General features: G+C 47.8%; 13 protein-coding genes. 7 read left to right on the top strand and 6 right to left on the bottom strand.

Translation table 11 applies throughout. From position 1 onward, the window contains the following. Nucleotides 1–354 precede the first annotated feature (354 nt). Together MHO32_RS09345 and MHO32_RS09340 are read left to right on the top strand one after the other, a co-directional pair. Nucleotides 355–2,730, top strand: coding sequence for a S8 family serine peptidase (locus MHO32_RS09345; protein ID WP_239211373.1), 2,376 nt, complete (start codon nucleotides 355–357; stop codon nucleotides 2,728–2,730). A gap of 9 nt (nucleotides 2,731–2,739) precedes the next feature. Then, complete coding sequence (locus tag MHO32_RS09340; RefSeq protein ID WP_239211367.1) at nucleotides 2,740–3,102, top strand: ATPase; 363 nt, start codon at nucleotides 2,740–2,742, stop codon at nucleotides 3,100–3,102. Between the two features lie 218 nt (nucleotides 3,103–3,320). Here the strand turns inward: MHO32_RS09340 and MHO32_RS09335 are convergent, their stop codons facing one another. The 3 genes from MHO32_RS09335 to MHO32_RS09325 are packed head-to-tail and all read right to left on the bottom strand — an operon-like array spanning nucleotide 3,321 to nucleotide 5,376. Beyond that, on the bottom strand, nucleotides 3,321–4,577 hold the full coding sequence (locus MHO32_RS09335) for a PTS ascorbate transporter subunit IIC (RefSeq protein ID WP_005384349.1): 1,257 nt from the start codon (nucleotides 4,575–4,577) through the stop codon (nucleotides 3,321–3,323). A gap of 9 nt (nucleotides 4,578–4,586) precedes the next feature. Further along, complete coding sequence (locus tag MHO32_RS09330; protein ID WP_005374080.1) at nucleotides 4,587–4,874, bottom strand: PTS sugar transporter subunit IIB; 288 nt, start codon at nucleotides 4,872–4,874, stop codon at nucleotides 4,587–4,589. Nucleotides 4,875–4,932: 58 nt separating this feature from the next. Further along, nucleotides 4,933–5,376 (bottom strand): PTS sugar transporter subunit IIA, encoded by a 444-nt coding sequence (locus MHO32_RS09325; protein ID WP_038898189.1) that lies wholly within the window; start codon nucleotides 5,374–5,376, stop codon nucleotides 4,933–4,935. Nucleotides 5,377–5,624: 248 nt separating this feature from the next. On the opposite strand from MHO32_RS09325, the gene MHO32_RS09320 reads away from it, so the two are divergent. After that, a complete protein-coding gene (locus tag MHO32_RS09320; protein ID WP_005442357.1) occupies nucleotides 5,625–6,653 on the top strand; it encodes a LacI family DNA-binding transcriptional regulator in 1,029 nt (342 codons plus the stop codon). 86 nt (nucleotides 6,654–6,739) lie between these two features. On the opposite strand, the gene phnX is transcribed toward MHO32_RS09320, so the two are convergent. The 3 genes from phnX to phnW form a co-directional block, all read right to left on the bottom strand. Next, the gene (gene phnX / locus MHO32_RS09315) at nucleotides 6,740–7,555 is read right to left on the bottom strand and encodes a phosphonoacetaldehyde hydrolase (protein ID WP_239211364.1); all 816 of its coding nucleotides are present in this window, start codon (nucleotides 7,553–7,555) and stop codon (nucleotides 6,740–6,742) included. A gap of 356 nt (nucleotides 7,556–7,911) precedes the next feature. Then, nucleotides 7,912–9,291, bottom strand: a complete 1,380-nt coding sequence (locus tag MHO32_RS09310) for an aspartate aminotransferase family protein (RefSeq protein WP_239211361.1) — start codon at nucleotides 9,289–9,291, stop codon at nucleotides 7,912–7,914. A gap of 26 nt (nucleotides 9,292–9,317) precedes the next feature. Next, on the bottom strand, nucleotides 9,318–10,421 hold the full coding sequence (gene phnW / locus MHO32_RS09305; RefSeq protein WP_239211360.1) for a 2-aminoethylphosphonate--pyruvate transaminase: 1,104 nt from the start codon (nucleotides 10,419–10,421) through the stop codon (nucleotides 9,318–9,320). Nucleotides 10,422–10,687: 266 nt separating this feature from the next. Between phnW and MHO32_RS09300 the strand changes: the two genes are divergently transcribed. The 4 genes from MHO32_RS09300 (at nucleotide 10,688) to phnR (ending at nucleotide 15,758) form a co-directional block, all read left to right on the top strand. Further along, nucleotides 10,688–11,698, top strand: coding sequence for a putative 2-aminoethylphosphonate ABC transporter substrate-binding protein (locus MHO32_RS09300; protein WP_005384363.1), 1,011 nt, complete (start codon nucleotides 10,688–10,690; stop codon nucleotides 11,696–11,698). Between the two features lie 506 nt (nucleotides 11,699–12,204). Beyond that, entirely contained in the window at nucleotides 12,205–13,311 is a 1,107-nt protein-coding gene (locus MHO32_RS09295) for a putative 2-aminoethylphosphonate ABC transporter ATP-binding protein (protein WP_187993467.1), read from the top strand. A gap of 8 nt (nucleotides 13,312–13,319) precedes the next feature. Next, the gene (locus tag MHO32_RS09290; protein ID WP_005442364.1) at nucleotides 13,320–15,044 is read left to right on the top strand and encodes a putative 2-aminoethylphosphonate ABC transporter permease subunit; all 1,725 of its coding nucleotides are present in this window, start codon (nucleotides 13,320–13,322) and stop codon (nucleotides 15,042–15,044) included. Nucleotides 15,045–15,053: 9 nt separating this feature from the next. Continuing rightward, the gene (gene phnR / locus MHO32_RS09285) at nucleotides 15,054–15,758 is read left to right on the top strand and encodes a phosphonate utilization transcriptional regulator PhnR (protein ID WP_005442366.1); all 705 of its coding nucleotides are present in this window, start codon (nucleotides 15,054–15,056) and stop codon (nucleotides 15,756–15,758) included. Nucleotides 15,759–15,762 lie beyond the last annotated feature (4 nt).

Raw genomic sequence — 15,762 nt, 5'->3', positions numbered from 1 at the left:
CTTAGTCAAATATCTAATTATTCATTCTGTCAATTCTGGTACCGCGTTCAACTTTCAATAGATTTAGTAAATAGCATAATTTTATAAAATCTAGAATAATTACTCACTAACATTAATTTAACATGCACTTTTGGCGTTAATAAGTAATTGCTTTATAAGAAAATTGGTTCCTTTTTGATGTTCACTTTATCTGTTGATTAAATGATCCTTTATTAACAATTATGCATTCACAAAATCAATTGTTTGGATTTTTTTACAAATAATCTATAGCTGAGTAGCTCATGTTAATGATAGGTGAATGATTTTTCATGAGCGTAAAGTGAATAAAAATCAGCTCAAAAAGGAATAGAGCAAATGCATCACACAACAACTAAATTAAATGGCTTGTTTTCATTGTCTGCCGTTGCAGTGGCACTGACATTTTCGATGTCAGCGCATGCGGCTCCTCTGACGGGGTTCGACGAATCTAACTTGCCGACCAAATACATCGTCAAATTTAAAGAAGATACGTCCAGTCCTTCAGCATTGGGTGGGAACTCATTCTGGGGACCACGTATCGCGCAAGAGTCGGTCTTAGATCAGCTCAAAGCGCGTAAAGTGGAAAAGCTAGGAAATCGCGCGATTTACAGCGTGGAAATGGAAGACTCGGAGTTGGGGCAACTGCGTAACCGCAGCGACGTGGAATACGTTGAAATTGACCCACCGCGTTATCTGTTAAGCGAGACTATCCCTTGGGGCTATGAGGCGGTGAATGCTCAGCTTCTGAATGACTCAAATGCAGGGAATCGCACCGTGTGTATCATCGACTCGGGTTACGATTTGGCGCACAACGATCTGAGTGGTAACCGAGTGTCGGGTACAAATGATAGCGGTACCGGTTCTTGGAGTGTTCCGGGGAATAACAACGCTCACGGTACACACGTAGCGGGTACGATTGCCGCGATTGCCAACACGGAAGGCATCAAAGGCGTTATGCCAAACCAAAACGTGAATTTGCACATTGTTAAGGTGTTCAATGAAGCGGGGTGGGGCTACTCATCCAGCTTGGTGAAAGCGGTACAAACTTGTGCTGACAACGGCGCGAACGTGGTCAACATGAGCCTTGGTGGTAGCCAGTCGAGTGTGACAGAGAAAAACGCGTTGCAAACCATTTACGACCAAGGCGTGTTGCTGATTGCCGCTGCGGGTAACGATGGTAATACTGCGCACAGTTACCCAGCATCTTACGATTCAGTAATGTCGGTTGCGGCGGTGGATGATAAGCGTGATCACGCGGCGTTTTCCCAAGCGACAGACCAAGTTGAAATCGCAGGTCCGGGCGTAGCGATTCTATCTACGGTGACAGTCGGCGAGGGTAAGCTTTCAGACATTCGCTTGAATGGTGTTAGCCAGTTCGATCGTGGCATCGTTCCTCACAACCGCTTGATCCAATCGGGCGGCAGTTACGGTCCTGATCCAGTAGCAGGTTCTATCACGGCGACACTGGCAAGTTGTGACGTATCCGGTAGCAGCTTCAGCTGTGGTGATATGTCTGGCAAGATCTGTTTGACTGAGCGTGTGGGTAACCAATCATCGGGTAACTACCCAGAAATCGATGCAGTTCAAGCGTGTTACAACGCAGGCGCAAGTGCGGCGATTGTGTACAGTAACTCTGAGCTTCCGGGTTTGCAGAATCCTTTCCTTGTCGATCAAAACAACGCGGCGCGTATTGTGTCGGTGACGGTTGATCGTGCCTTCGGTCAGGAACTGTTGGACTATGTTGGTCAAGACATCACGGTATCGACCACCAAGGGTGAAGACTACGAGTACTACAACGGTACTTCGATGGCGACGCCGCACGTAACGGGTGTTGCAGGTTTGGTGTGGAGTTACCATCCAACCTGTACCGCTGCGCAAGTACGTAACGCACTGATCAAGACAGCAACGGACATCGACGTAACAGGTCGTGATAACCGCACTGGTCATGGTCTTGTGAATGCTGAGGCTGCGAAACAATACCTAGACGCAGGCTGTAATGGTCCAGATGGCGGTGGTTCTGGCAACGACAACGTTCTAGAAAATGGCGTGGCGAAAACGCAGCTTTCTGGCGGCAGCAAATCAAGCACTGTATTCGTGTTTGACGTCCCAGCGGATGCAACGCAAGCGACATTCAACATGAGTGGTGGCTCTGGTGATGCTGACCTTTACGTGCGCTTTAACGGCACACCAAGCACCAGCACTTACGATTGTCGTTCATGGGCGGGCGGTAATGGCGAAAGCTGTAGCTTGAACGTATCTGGCGCAGGGCAATATGAAGTATTGGTTTACGGCTACAGCGCGTACTCTGGTGTTTCTCTTGTTGCCGCGCATAACGGCTCGGGCGATTCATCAGGCGGCGGTTCTGCACCTTCTAGCTACACCAACTCGAATGCAGTAGCGATTCCTGACAACAGCTCTGCAGGTATTGTAAGCCCATTAGATGTGGCTCGCTCTGGCGATGCAGGTTCAGTGACTATCGACTTGGATATCACTCACACCTACATTGGCGATCTTCGTGTCACGCTAACGTCACCAGATGGTGGTCAAGTAGTACTGCACGACAATGCGGGTGGTGGTGCGAACGACATTAAAACCAGTTTCCAAGCGGACTTCTCTGGTTTTGAATCGCAAGGCACATGGGAACTTAAAGCGGTGGACAATGCCAGAAGAGACACAGGCACCATCAACAGTTGGACTCTGACCTTTCAATAAGGAGTGACTATGAAGAAGTTGACCTTACTTTCTTTGTCTGCGGTAGGCGCTACCGCACTATTGGCAATCGGACTGAGCTCAAGCAGCTTGGCAAACAATCAAGGATTTCCTCTCGTGGATGAACGCCAAGATCAAGCCGAGCAGCAACCTGCGCGTTACTTTGTTAAGTATCATGAAGGAAAAGAGAGCGAAGTGAGAGCGCTTCTTCGTCAGCACAACATTGAAGTGGTCGACGCTCTGGTGAAACAACACGTGTTGATTGTGGTGGGTGAACAGGCGGAAATCGAGAAGCTCGCGGATCACGATGCGGTCGAATACACCGAGCAAGAGCCGACAAGAAAGCTGCTATCTAACGGAACTACGTTTCAATAAACCAAACCTCCTTAAGATAGTGCCAAAAAGAAAAACGCCCCTCACGTGAGGGGCGTTTGCTTTCTTTCTACGATTGCTTTCTATGATTACTTTTTATGACTGGGTTCTTCTAAAGTCAGTCGCTTGCTATGACTAGAGATTCTTGAAGATTGATGCCGATGAGCCTATTCCCGCATCAATCAACCCAGTTTTCAGCTAATCATATTCAAGCTAACCACTTAGCGAACAATCAGACCCAGTAAGATACCAACAGCGCCGAAGTCTGCGTCACTAAAGGTCGTGTTAGCAAAACCTAGGTCACCAAGTACTGGCATTAGGAATACTGGTAGGAAGGTAATCAGTAGACCTTGTGCAAAAGCACCCAAGATTGCACCGCGACGACCACCTGTAGCGTTACCAAATACACCTGCCGCTGCACCTACAAAGAAGTGTGGAACGACACCAGGGATAATCACAGTAAGCCCCATCACGTAAAGTAGGAACATGCCCAAAAGACCCGCCGCAAAGCTCGATAGGAAGCCAACCAATACTGCGTTTGGTGCGTATGGGAATACAACCGGACAATCAAGCGCAGGTTTCGCGTTTGGTACTAGTTTGTCTGAGATACCTTTAAACGCCGGAACGATTTCTGCGATAACCATACGTACACCTTGAAGGATAACGTACACACCACCGGCGAATGTGATGGATTGCATTAGCGCGAACATGAACCAGTGCTTACCACCACTGACTTCGCGTACAAAGTCACCGCCAGCGAAGATACACGTCACCATAAAGATGATGCCCATGGTGAAAGAGATTGCTACTGGCGTATCACGTAGGAACAACAAGCTCTTAGGTACGTTCATCTCTTCAGTAGAGTGTTCTTTGTTACCGAACTTGCTGCCAATAAAGCCCGCTAGTACGTAAGAAAGGGTAGAGAAGTGACCAATCGCAACGTCGTCAGAGCCTGTTACTTGCTTCATGTACTTGTGAGCAATCGCAGGGAAGAACACCATCACAGAGCCCACAACCAGAGAGCCAAGTGCGATCAGTGGAACACCTTTCATTCCGCTAGAAGCAAGGATTGCCGCTACCATCATCGACATAAATAGCGTGTGGTGACCCGTTAGGAAGATGAATTTCCATGGCGTGAAGCGAGCGATCAGAATGTTCACTAACATACCGAAGAACATGATCATCGCCATCTCTTTACCAAACGCTTCTTGCGCGATAGAGACGATAGCTTCGTTGTTTGGAACCACGCCTGTGATGCCAAATGCGTGTTGGAAAATCGTCGCAAAGTCACCCAGAGAAGTCACAACCAGACCCGCACCCGCGCCAAGCACGATGAAACCAAGAATGGTTTTTACCGTGCCTTTAATGCACTCGGTGACCGGTTTTTTCTGGGCAATTAAGCCGATTAGGGCGATGAGACCTACCAGAACCGCCGGCTCTGATAGGACATCGTTCATTAAGAAACTGAAAAATTCCATAACGTCACCTTATAGAGCGCCAAGCTCTTGAAGTGCCACAGATAGACGCTCTTTCATTGCCACTTTGTCGACCATGTTATCAAGCGCAACGATGCGTGGTTCAACGCCAAGTGCATTCAACTGTTCAACGATGTCGTTAGTACCGATGAAGATGTCACAATCCGTACCTTTTGCAGAACCTAGATCGATATGATCTACTTCTGCGTTTACATTCAACTCTTTCACGATGCCTTTGATGCTCATTTCCATCATTAGGCTAGTACCAAGACCGTGACCGCAAACAACCATAATTTTCATAATTCAGACCTTTTCTTTTTATAGGGGTGTATGCCCATTTTGAAGGGCACATCAGGAGTTAGTATTTTTCGATGATCGCTAGAACATCTTGTGTGTTTTGAGCGGTGCAGATGGCTTCTACATGCTCTTCATTCATAAACAACTCAGCCAGTTTAGAAATCGCATCCACGTGCGAGTTACTGTCTGTCGCGGCTAGCGTAACCAGCATTTTTACTGGATCGTTACCTTCAGAATCGAAGTTCACGCCGCTTTGAATCACTGTGATTGCAAGAGACAAACGGTTAACGCCATCTTCAGGGCGAGCGTGTGGCATTGCCATACCAGGACCTACCACGTAGTAAGGACCGAGCTCTTCGTGTGAGCGGTAAATAGCGTCCACGTAGCTTGGCTCAATCGCGCCATTTTCAATCAGTGCTTCACAGGATTTGCTCACCGCATCTTTCCAGTCAGTAGCATCAGAATGGATGCGAATCACATCAGAGGTAATCAGTTCACGTAGCATTGGATCTTTCCGGTTTGTTGTTTTGTTGATGGGTACTTTATCGATCAATTTGTCAGAAAAACCTGAGAATGATCACAAATGGTAGCGCTATCTGATAGCGCTATCATAATTTGTGATAGCGCTACCATTTTTATCAGTCGTCCGAGTTTCATATGCTTGTGATCGACTTCTAATGCGCTAATATCAAAACCACTAAAACGCTGTGGTAAGATGTCGCGGCAGAAAATAGAGAATACTAAATAAGAACAATGAGCGAACCTCGCAAACGAAGAAGTACTGGCAATGTCACCTTGGCGGACGTCGCTAAAAAAGCCGGCGTAGGCACCATGACGGTGTCGAGAGCATTACGAACGCCCGAGCTAGTATCTGACAAGCTGAGAGAAAAGATTCAACAAGTGGTTGATGAGCTCGGCTATATCCCGAATAAAGCGGCAGGGGCTTTGGCGTCTGCTGAAAGTTACTCCATCGCTCTTATCATTCCTTCCCTGTTTGAAAAAGCGTGCGCGCTTTTCTTACCGAGCTTTCAACAAGCGTTGAACAAAGCGGGTTATCAGTTGCTGCTTGGCTACAGTGATTATTCGGTAGAACAAGAAGAGAAACTGCTTTCGACATTTCTTGAGAGCCGCCCAGCCGGAGTGGTGCTGTTTGGTAATGAACACAGCCAACGTACTAATCAGCTTTTGGAAGCCTCGAACACGCCAGTATTGGAAATTGCTGAGTTAAGTTCGAAAGCCAGTTATCTCAATATCGGTGTTGACCATTTTGAGGTGGGCAAAGCCTGCACCAAACACGTGATTGAACAAGGCTTTAAGAACGTGGGCTTCATTGGTGCACGTGGCGATCACTCCACCTTGCAACGTAAGCTACACGGCTGGCAAAGCGCGATGATTGAGAACTACCTTGCGCCGGACCATTTCTTAACCACCCACGAAGCACCATCTTCACAATTAGGTGCGGAAGGGTTGGCAAAGCTATTGCTGCGCGATTCAAGTTTGAATGCTCTGGTATGTAGCCATGAAGAGATTGCGATTGGCGCATTGTTTGAGTGTCACCGCCGAGTGCTGAAAGTCCCGACCGACATTGCGATTATCTGTTTGGAAGGTTCTTCCATGGGTGAGCACGCCTATCCAAGTTTGACCTGTGCGGAATTCGACTACGAACGCATGGGGACGAAAGCTGCAGACAAGTTACTGCAAGCCATTAAAGGTGAGCCTGTAGAGCATGCAACGGATATGGGCTTTAAGCTAAAACGCCGAGCGAGTACTGCGATCAACTAACCTCATTTGGTTAGAAACTAATACGTGATACAAAAAACCTCTCGATGCTGAGAGGTTTTTTTATGCGTGAGAATAGTGACTGTCGACTAAGGACGCTCACCTGCCGCTAGGCGACGTTCGATATCTGCAACCACTTCTGGGAAGTCAGCAATGGTGTCGATGAGGTAATGCGGCGAGCTCTTTAGCAATTTTGCACGCGCTTTTTCACGAGCAGCATTAAGCGTTGCTTCGTCCGCAGCTTGGTATTCTTCAAACGTTAGACCCGCTTCGTTACCAGAAAGCAGCAAGCCAACGGTCCACATACCGGCGTTGTGACCTTCATCGATGCCCGGTGCTGCGTCATCCACTTTGATACACGCATTAACGTCCGTTACATTCAGCTCAATCACGTTCTTCAGTGCCATAAATGGTGCAGGGCGACCACCTTGAGGCAGGTCATCCGTTGCTACTACGTAATCCGGTTTGTAGCCGTAATCCGCTGCAACAGGGATCAGCACGTCCATCACTTCGCGGGGGTAACCAGAACAAGAACCGATCTTGATGCCTTTGTCTTTCATGCCGTTCACAACTTCAATCGCATTGAGGATTGGCTCTGCGTGGTCAGCCACTTTTGCTTTTTGCAAAGGCATAAATGCTGCGTAGATCGCGTCGATGTCTTCGCTGGTCATTGAGCGACCAAACTTCTCATTCCAACGCTTATCAACCGCAGGAATACGACCCACAGCTTGGATGTGATCCCACTTACCAAGCCCCATTGGTTCGCGTGCTTCCTCAAGATCGATATCGAAATCAAAGCCTTGTTTGAACGCTTCCACAAAGATACTGGTCGGTGCAAAAGAGCCGAAATCGACGATAGTGCCAGCCCAGTCAAAGATCACTGCTTGAATTGGTGAGTTGCTCATGTTCAATCCTTTTTCTTGCTTGCCAGAGCGCTGCCTACACATTGGAACCGCGCTCTGGATAAATTGGTTTTTGTTGATGTCTATTGACTCTAGGTTTTGTTGACCTTTTGCGGTTAAATTTTGTTCGAGATAAAAGCGTTTTAATCGCGGCGAGAGGTTTGTAGCCTAGTCATTCTAAGCACAACACCTCACAACAAAGAGTAAAACGCTTTTAGCCGAACCCTTCGGGCAGCGTTTGTGGTTCCTTTCTTCTGCGTTATCGGCTTATCAGGTAGAACAGCTACAACTCAAAGCCTCTGCCTTGCATAAAGAACCCACAAACTGCTGCAAAAATCAGCTCAAAAGGTCAACAAAACCTAAACGTAGTTAAAGTCTTTACACACTTTGGCGATGGCTTCTTCGAAGATCGCTAACGCTTCTGTTAGTTGTTCGCGGGTGATGATCAGCGGTGGGCTGAGTTGAATCACATTGCCTTGCGATACCTTGAAGCTCACGCCATTGTTGAGGCATTGGTACAACACAGCTTCCGCTTCGTCATACGCGCGTGCTTTGCTTTCGTGGTCAGTGACCAACTCAATGCCCCATAACATGCCGATGCCACGCACATCGCCAATCACTGGGTACTTAGCTTTCATCTCTAGCAGCTTTTCACGCATGAACTGGCTGTCGGCTTTGGCTTTATCTAGCAAGCCGTCTTGCTCAATGGCTTCCATGGTTGCCAGTGCCGCAGCACAACCGATAGGGCTTTTCTCATGAGTGTAATGACCCATGGAGATTTGCTCGGCGGTGTTGTATTTGTCTTTGGTTACCATGGCTGCGATAGGCACTAAGCCACCACCCAAACCTTTACCAATGCAGAGCATATCTGGCTCGATGTCGTAGGCTTGGTAGGTAAACCATTCACCGCTGCGACCCATGCCGTTAGGGATGTCGTCGATGATCAGCATGACATTGTGTTTGTCACAGATTTCACGGATGCGTTTCCAATAGGCTTTACTTGGCACTTGAACATCCGTGTTGCGAACCGCCTCTGCGATAAACGCGCCCACGCCACCTTCTTTCTCAATCACGTACTCAAGGTAGTCGGCATAATGCACATCGCTACCGTCTGCGACAGGGAAAGCACCTCGGTAAGACACTGCTGGTGGTATGCGTTCAACACCTGCCATTAATGGTCCCATGCCTTGGCGGAAACACGCTTCGCCGCCCACTGAGATGGCATCCAACGATGCGCCGTGGAAGGAATCCCACAGAGACACCACCTTGTAGTTGCCCGTGATATGGCGCGCTAGTTTAAGTGCCATGCCCACTGCAGATGTGCCACCCGGCGCAAACAGCACGCGATTCAATTCGCCGCCACATATTTGGGTGAGTTTTTCGGCACATTCAATCGCGGTCTCGTTGGTAAAACGACGTGGTGAAAACGGCAGTTTGGCAATTTGCTCTTGCACACGTTTAATCACATGCGGATGACCGTAGCCCAGCTGATGGACGTTATTGCCATGGAAGTCCATGTACTTTTTGCCGGTAGCATCTTGGATGTAGATGCCTTCTGCTGCTTCCAAGGTATCTAAGCACGGCGTCGACATGGCTTGATGAAGAAAGACCTCCGAATCACGCTTCAACAAAGCTTGCGTGCGTTCGTCGTCCATCGATGCATTCCAAGCTTGGCGCGCTGGTGTCGTGTTGACATCACCTTCGCTGCGGAAATGAGTCGGTTTGATATTCTGAGTCATAACGCTCTCTCAATCAGAAGGCTGCTTTACGCAACTTGCCAATACATTGCTTTTTCAATCGCACCGATTAAGCGCTCGATATCTGCTGGGTAAACTTCGCCAATGTTGCCGATACGGAAGCAATCTGCGTTCGATACCTTACCCGGATAAATCACGAAACCTTGCTCTTTCAAACGCGTGTAGAACGCTTTGAATTGGTAATCACTGTGCGTTGGAGAGTAGAAAGAAGTGATGATTGGCGAGTGAAGATCGTCACTCAGTAGTGGCTCGAAACCCAAAGAGCGCATACCTGCAACCAGTGTTTTCTGGTTAGTTTGGTAACGGTTATGACGAGCCTCAATGCCGCCTTCTTGTTCCAGTTCTAACAATGCTTGGTAGAAAGCGCGAACCGTGTGCGTTGGAGACGTAAAACGCCATTTGCCGTGGTTCACTTCCATGCACTGCCACTGATCGTAAAGATCAAGGCTTAAAGAACGTGCCTGACCTTGGCACTTTTCGAGCTCAGTTTGTTTTGCAATCACAAAGCCAAAGCCCGGCACGCCTTGAATACATTTGTTTGCAGAGCTGATCATAAAATCGATGCCTAGATCAGCGATATCGATAGGAATGCCACCAAAGCTCGACATGGCATCGAGAATCACGACTTTACCGTGTGCTTTTGCCGCAGAAGCAAATGCCTCAATTGGGTTAAGCATACCAGTGGTTGTCTCGCAATGAACAATCGCCACGTGCGTGATCGCAGGATCCGATGCCAATGCAGTTTCCACCTCGTTCAAGTGTGGCTGTGATGTTTCGCCTGGGGAAACTACATGGCATGGAATATTTAGGTATTCAGCGATCTGAGTGATACGTGCACCGTAAGCGCCGTTGTCGACAACCAACAATTTTCCATCTTTGCCAATGGCGCTGCCAATCGTCGCTTCTACTGATGCGGTGCCGCTACCTTGCATTAGTACGCTGGTGTAGCCGTTTTGCTCAGTCGCCAGTTTTACAAGCTTAGTGCGGATCACTTCTACAATGTCTTTGTTGTATTCATCATCCCAAGTACACCAGTCTTTTAGCATGGCTTCACGTACTGTTTCAGAAGTAGATAGAGGACCTGGAGTCAGTAGTAGGTATTCGTTTTTCATCTCGATTTCCATCAGAATAGGCTAATTGGTCTACACCAAATTTCAAGTTCACTCTAGCGAGGAAGAAAAGGGCAGTAAATAGGCGAATCTCCAATTTCATAAAACTTTAATATCCAGAAAATGGCGGATCAATTGAACGATTATTCAGCGCAAATTTTCGTAAAACTGCCATTTAATGGTCATGATTTCGTCATAAAGGCTCAGTAGGGTGTATATCGTCAACTGGTACAGACCAAATAAAAACTTAGCCAAATTAACTGGAGAAAATGATGAAAAACCGTTTGATGAAAGGATCGCTGGCTGCACTTGTCTCTCTGCTAGCTACGAATGCAATGGCAGCACAGGAAGTCACGGTTTACACCGCTTTCGAAACTGACATTCTTGCTAAATACAAGTCTGCGTTTGAGAAAGATAACCCAGATATCAAGATTAAGTGGGTTCGCGATTCCACCGGTATCATGACGGCGAAATTGCTGGCAGAAAAGAACAACCCTCAAGCGGAAGTGGTTTGGGGTCTTGCTGGCTCGTCAATGGCACTGCTTAAAGATGAAGGTCTTCTTAAGCCTTACACACCAAAAGGTTTGGAAGAGCTGCACGCGAACCTAAACGACCCTCAATCAAACCAAGCTTGGTTCGGTAACGATGCGTTCTTTAACGCAGTTTGTTTTAACGAAGCGGTAGCGAAACAACTTAACCTACCGAAACCAACGTCTTGGGAAGACCTAACAAAGCCGGTTTACAAAGGTCACATTGCAATGCCGAACCCAGCTTCTTCAGGCACTGGCTACATGCAGGTTTCTGCTTGGCTACAAAACATGGGTGAAGATCAGGCATGGAACTACATGCGTGACTTAGACAAGAACATTGCACACTACACGCACTCGGGCTCTAAGCCATGTGTTCAAGCGGGCATGGGTGAAGTGGCTATCGGTATCTCGATGGCAAGCCGCGGCGCGAAGCTGAAAACACAAGGTGCACCACTAGCGGTTATCACACCAAAAGGCATCGGCTGGGAATCAGAAGCGGTTGGTCTAGTAAAAGAGTCGGATGCAGCGAAGCGCGTTGTCGACTGGTCAATCTCTAAAGCGGCAAACGAGCTTTACGTAGAAATGTACCCAGTGGTTGCACATAAAGAAGTGAAAGCGACCGTGTCTAACTTCCCGAACGTTCAAGAGAACATGGCGAAGATGGACTTCGCGCAAATGGGCAGCAAGCGTGCAGAGATTCTAGCGGCATGGTCTGAGAAGTTCGACGCGAAATCAGAGCCAAAGTCTTAATCGAATTTGCTTTGAGTTGAATACTGAAATCCACCTCGATTGAGGTGGATTTTTTGTTTTCTCTGTTATTTCAGAGTTTGCTGCAAGTAGATTCCTAGTCTCACCTAGGTTCGCTGGAATGACGGACTTAAGAAAGTTGGGAGCTTCTATCCGCACTCACAACGTCATTCTCGAGAGCGACGAAGGAGTGAGTCGGGAATCTCAGAAAATAGTGCTTGTAAGAGATTCCGGATGGCTCGCTTAGGCTCGTCCGGAATGACGATATTAAGCATATGGAGTGAAAGTCAAAGCTCGTAATTCTAGGCAATGAGTGTGATTCAGAATTTATAATCCACACTCACCACGTTATTCTCAAGAACGACGAAGGAGCGAGTCGGGAATCTTTAATTACCACTTGAACAAACCTCACCGCCCTTCATCTATTTGTCATCTTCTGGCTATAAATTTGTCATTGGAACGTAACACTCCAAAACTAAAGTTGGTATATACCATTCGGAGCGTGTGTTATGTCAACTAACCAACATTACCTAAATATCGAAAATGTAGTGAAGCAATTCGGACAGTTCACTGCATTAAAGAAAATCTCGCTAGCGATTGAAAAGGGCGAGTTCGTTTGTTTTCTTGGTCCTTCTGGCTGCGGTAAAACCACTCTGCTACGTGCTATTGCGGGTTTAGACTTGCCAACATCTGGTGCGATTTTTCAAAACGGTCAAGAGACCACATTCCTACCACCAGAGAAGCGCGATTTCGGTATCGTATTCCAATCTTATGCGCTGTTTCCGAACTTAACTGTGCAAGAGAACATTGCGGTGGGTTTGAAGAACCAAGGCATGTCGACCAAAGAAGCGTTAGAGAAAGTAGATTACTGGCTAGAAACCATTGGTCTTCCAACCTCTGGCGATAAATTCCCTAACCAACTTTCTGGTGGTCAGCAGCAGCGTGTTGCGTTGGCTCGTGCATTGGCGTTGTCTCCGGGTCTACTGTTATTGGATGAGCCGCTGTCAGCGCTGGATGCAAAAGTACGTGTTCACTTACGTGATGAGATTTGTAAGCTGCAACGCAAGCTGGGCATCACCACCATCATGGTTACGCACGATCAGGACGAAGCGCTGTCGATGGCGGATCGGATCGTGGTAATGAACCATGGCGTGATTGAGCAAGTCGGCACACCTCAAGAGATCTACCAACAACCAGCAACGCGCTTTGTCGCTGAGTTTGTCGGCAGCATGAACTTTATTGAAACCTCAGCCGCAACGGATTCTCAGGTACGCATTGCAGAAACATTGATGCCAGCGCCAAGCTTGACCAATCGTAAGATCCAACGTGGTGACCGCTTTGACCTTGCGGTGCGTCCTGAAAGCATCAAGTTCGTTGAAAACTACACCAACTCTTTACCTGTGCGAGTTACCGCAACCGAGTTTCTGGGTGCGTTTTTCCGCATTGATTGCGTATTGCAAAACGACAGCTCAACGAAAACCATCGTAGTGGATGTGCCTGTGGAAACGGTTCAAAAACTCAATATCAAGGCGGGCGATGTACGTTACATCCAGTTTGCTGAAGAAGGGCTGCATGGTTACGCCGTGCCCTCGGTTGATAAAGCACTAGCGGCGTAGGTGTAAACATGGATGCGAAGACAATGACGATGAATAGCCTGACTACACAAGACAAAGCAAAATCCTTACTCGGACGTGTTAGCCGCGACAACCTTGTGTTGTTCGGTTTGCTCGCTGGTTTGTCGACCATGATGGTGCTGTTCATCTTAATGCCGCTTTGGGCAATGTTGACCAAGAGTGTGCAAAATGCCAATGGCGAATTTGTCGGTCTGGCAAACTTTGCGACGTACTTTTCTTCTTCAAGCTTGTGGGTGTCGGTGGGTAATACCTTCACTTTGGGCGTGATTGTGACCTCGGTAGTCGGTGTGCTTGCGTTTGGTTATGCCTACGCGCTGACTCGTTCATGCATGCCGTTTAAAGGTTTGTTTCAAATTCTAGGTACTGCGCCGATCCTTGCGCCTTCGTTGTTGCCGGCGATCAGTTTGATCTTCCTTTTCGGCAATCAAGGCATTGCTAAAGAGATGCTGTTAGGAAACTCGATTTATGGCGTGATTGGTATCTCGATGGGTTTGATTTTCTGGACCTTCCCTCATGCATTGATGATTTTGACCACTTCACTGCGCACTTCAGATGCCCGTTTGTATGAAGCAGCCCGCGCACTTAAAACTTCACCCATCAAAACTTTCTTTATGGTGACGTTACCTGCGGCGAAATACGGTTTGATCAGTACGCTTATCGTCGTCTTTACGCTAGTTATCACGGACTTTGGTGTGCCGAAAGTGATTGGGGGCAGCTACAACGTTTTGGCGACTGACATCTTCAAACAAGTTGTGGGACAGCAAAACTTTGCCATGGGTGCGGTGACAAGCATTATGCTTCTATTCCCTGCGGTAATGGCGTTCGGTGCAGACCGTTGGGTACAGAAAAAACAAAAGAGCTTATTTGACACTCGCTCGGTGCCATATCAGCCAGAACCCAACAAAGCGCGCGACAGCATTTGTTTGGTTTACTGCAGCATCATTTCTATCGCAGTGTTGGCTGTGCTTGGCATGGCGGTTTATGGCTCGTTAGTTACGTTCTGGCCTTGGAACAAAGCGCTGACGCTAAACAACTACAACTTTGCTGAAATGAGCACCTACGGTTGGAGCCCATTCTTCAACTCGTTAACGCTGGCAGGTTGGACGGCAGTTATTGGTACAGCCATCATCTTTGTCGGTGCTTACTGCATTGAGAAAGGGCGTGCGTTTGGTCCAATTCGTCAAGTGATGCAAATGCTCAGCGTGGTGCCAATGGCGGTTCCGGGTATGGTGCTTGGCTTGGGTTACATCTTTTACTTCAATGATGCGAACAATCCTCTGAATGTGCTTTATGGCACCATGGCATTCTTGGTGATTAACACGGTAGTGCATTACTATACCGTGGGTCACATGACAGCCCTGACAGCGCTAAAGCAGTTGCCATCGGAGATTGAAGCCACGGCGGCATCGGTGAAGCTTCCTCAATACAAGTTGTTCTTTAAAGTGACATTACCTGTGTGCTTACCTGCGATTTTGGACATTGCGACTTACTTGTTTGTTAATGCATTGACCACCACTTCTGCGGTAGTATTCCTTTACTCAACCGATACGATTCCGGCTTCGGTCTCGATTCTGAACATGGACGATGCAGGTCAAACTGGCGCTGCAGCGGCAATGGCTGTGATGATCATGATGGCTGCCGCAATTGCGAAGATTGTTCAGATGACTTTGGGTAAATTGTTAGAGAATCGCACACAAGCTTGGCGCAAAAGATAAGGACACTTCGTGCAATACGTAAAAATTAAAGATTCGATTGTTGAACAGATTGAAGCGGGCATGCTATCGCCGCGTCAAAAACTGCCAGCAGAGCGTAAGTTGGCGGAGTCGTTCGATACTACACGCGTCACTCTGCGTGAAGCTTTATCACTGCTGGAAGCAGAAGGTCGAATCTATCGCGAAGATCGCCGAGGTTGGTTTATCTCACCCGAGCCATTGCGTTACGACCCAACCCAAACTCTGAACTTCCCGAACATGGCGAAAGCGCAAAATCGTGTGCCAAAAACGGAGTTGGTCGCAGCAAAAGGGACGTTGGCAAACAAACAAGCGGCGCGCTTGCTGGACTTGCAACCTTTCTCGGATGTGTATCGAGTCGACCGTGTGCGATACCTTGAAGACAGACCTGTGGTATTCGTAACAAACTACATTCGTCCAGAGCTGTTTCCGAACCTGCTGGATTACGATTTATCAAATTCACTGACGGACATTTACCGCGATCATTATGGCGTGACGTATCAAAAGATTCGCTACCGCATTTCAACCAGCACTTTGTTGGGTGAAATGGCTCAGGCACTGCGCGCGACAGCCGGCACACCAGCGATGGTGGTGGAGCGCATCAACTACAACCAGCACGGTGAGTTGATTGATTGCGATATCGAGTATTGGCGACACGATGCCATCAGCATTGAATCTCTGGCGGAACTCAATCGTTAAGTGG

It is taken from the genome of Vibrio sp. MMH1-50 (assembly GCF_022347645.1).
GTDB lineage: Bacteria > Pseudomonadota > Gammaproteobacteria > Enterobacterales > Vibrionaceae > Vibrio > Vibrio harveyi.
The sequence above is the reverse complement of the archived record's forward strand: the minus strand, read 5'-3'. Positions and strand labels throughout refer to the sequence as shown.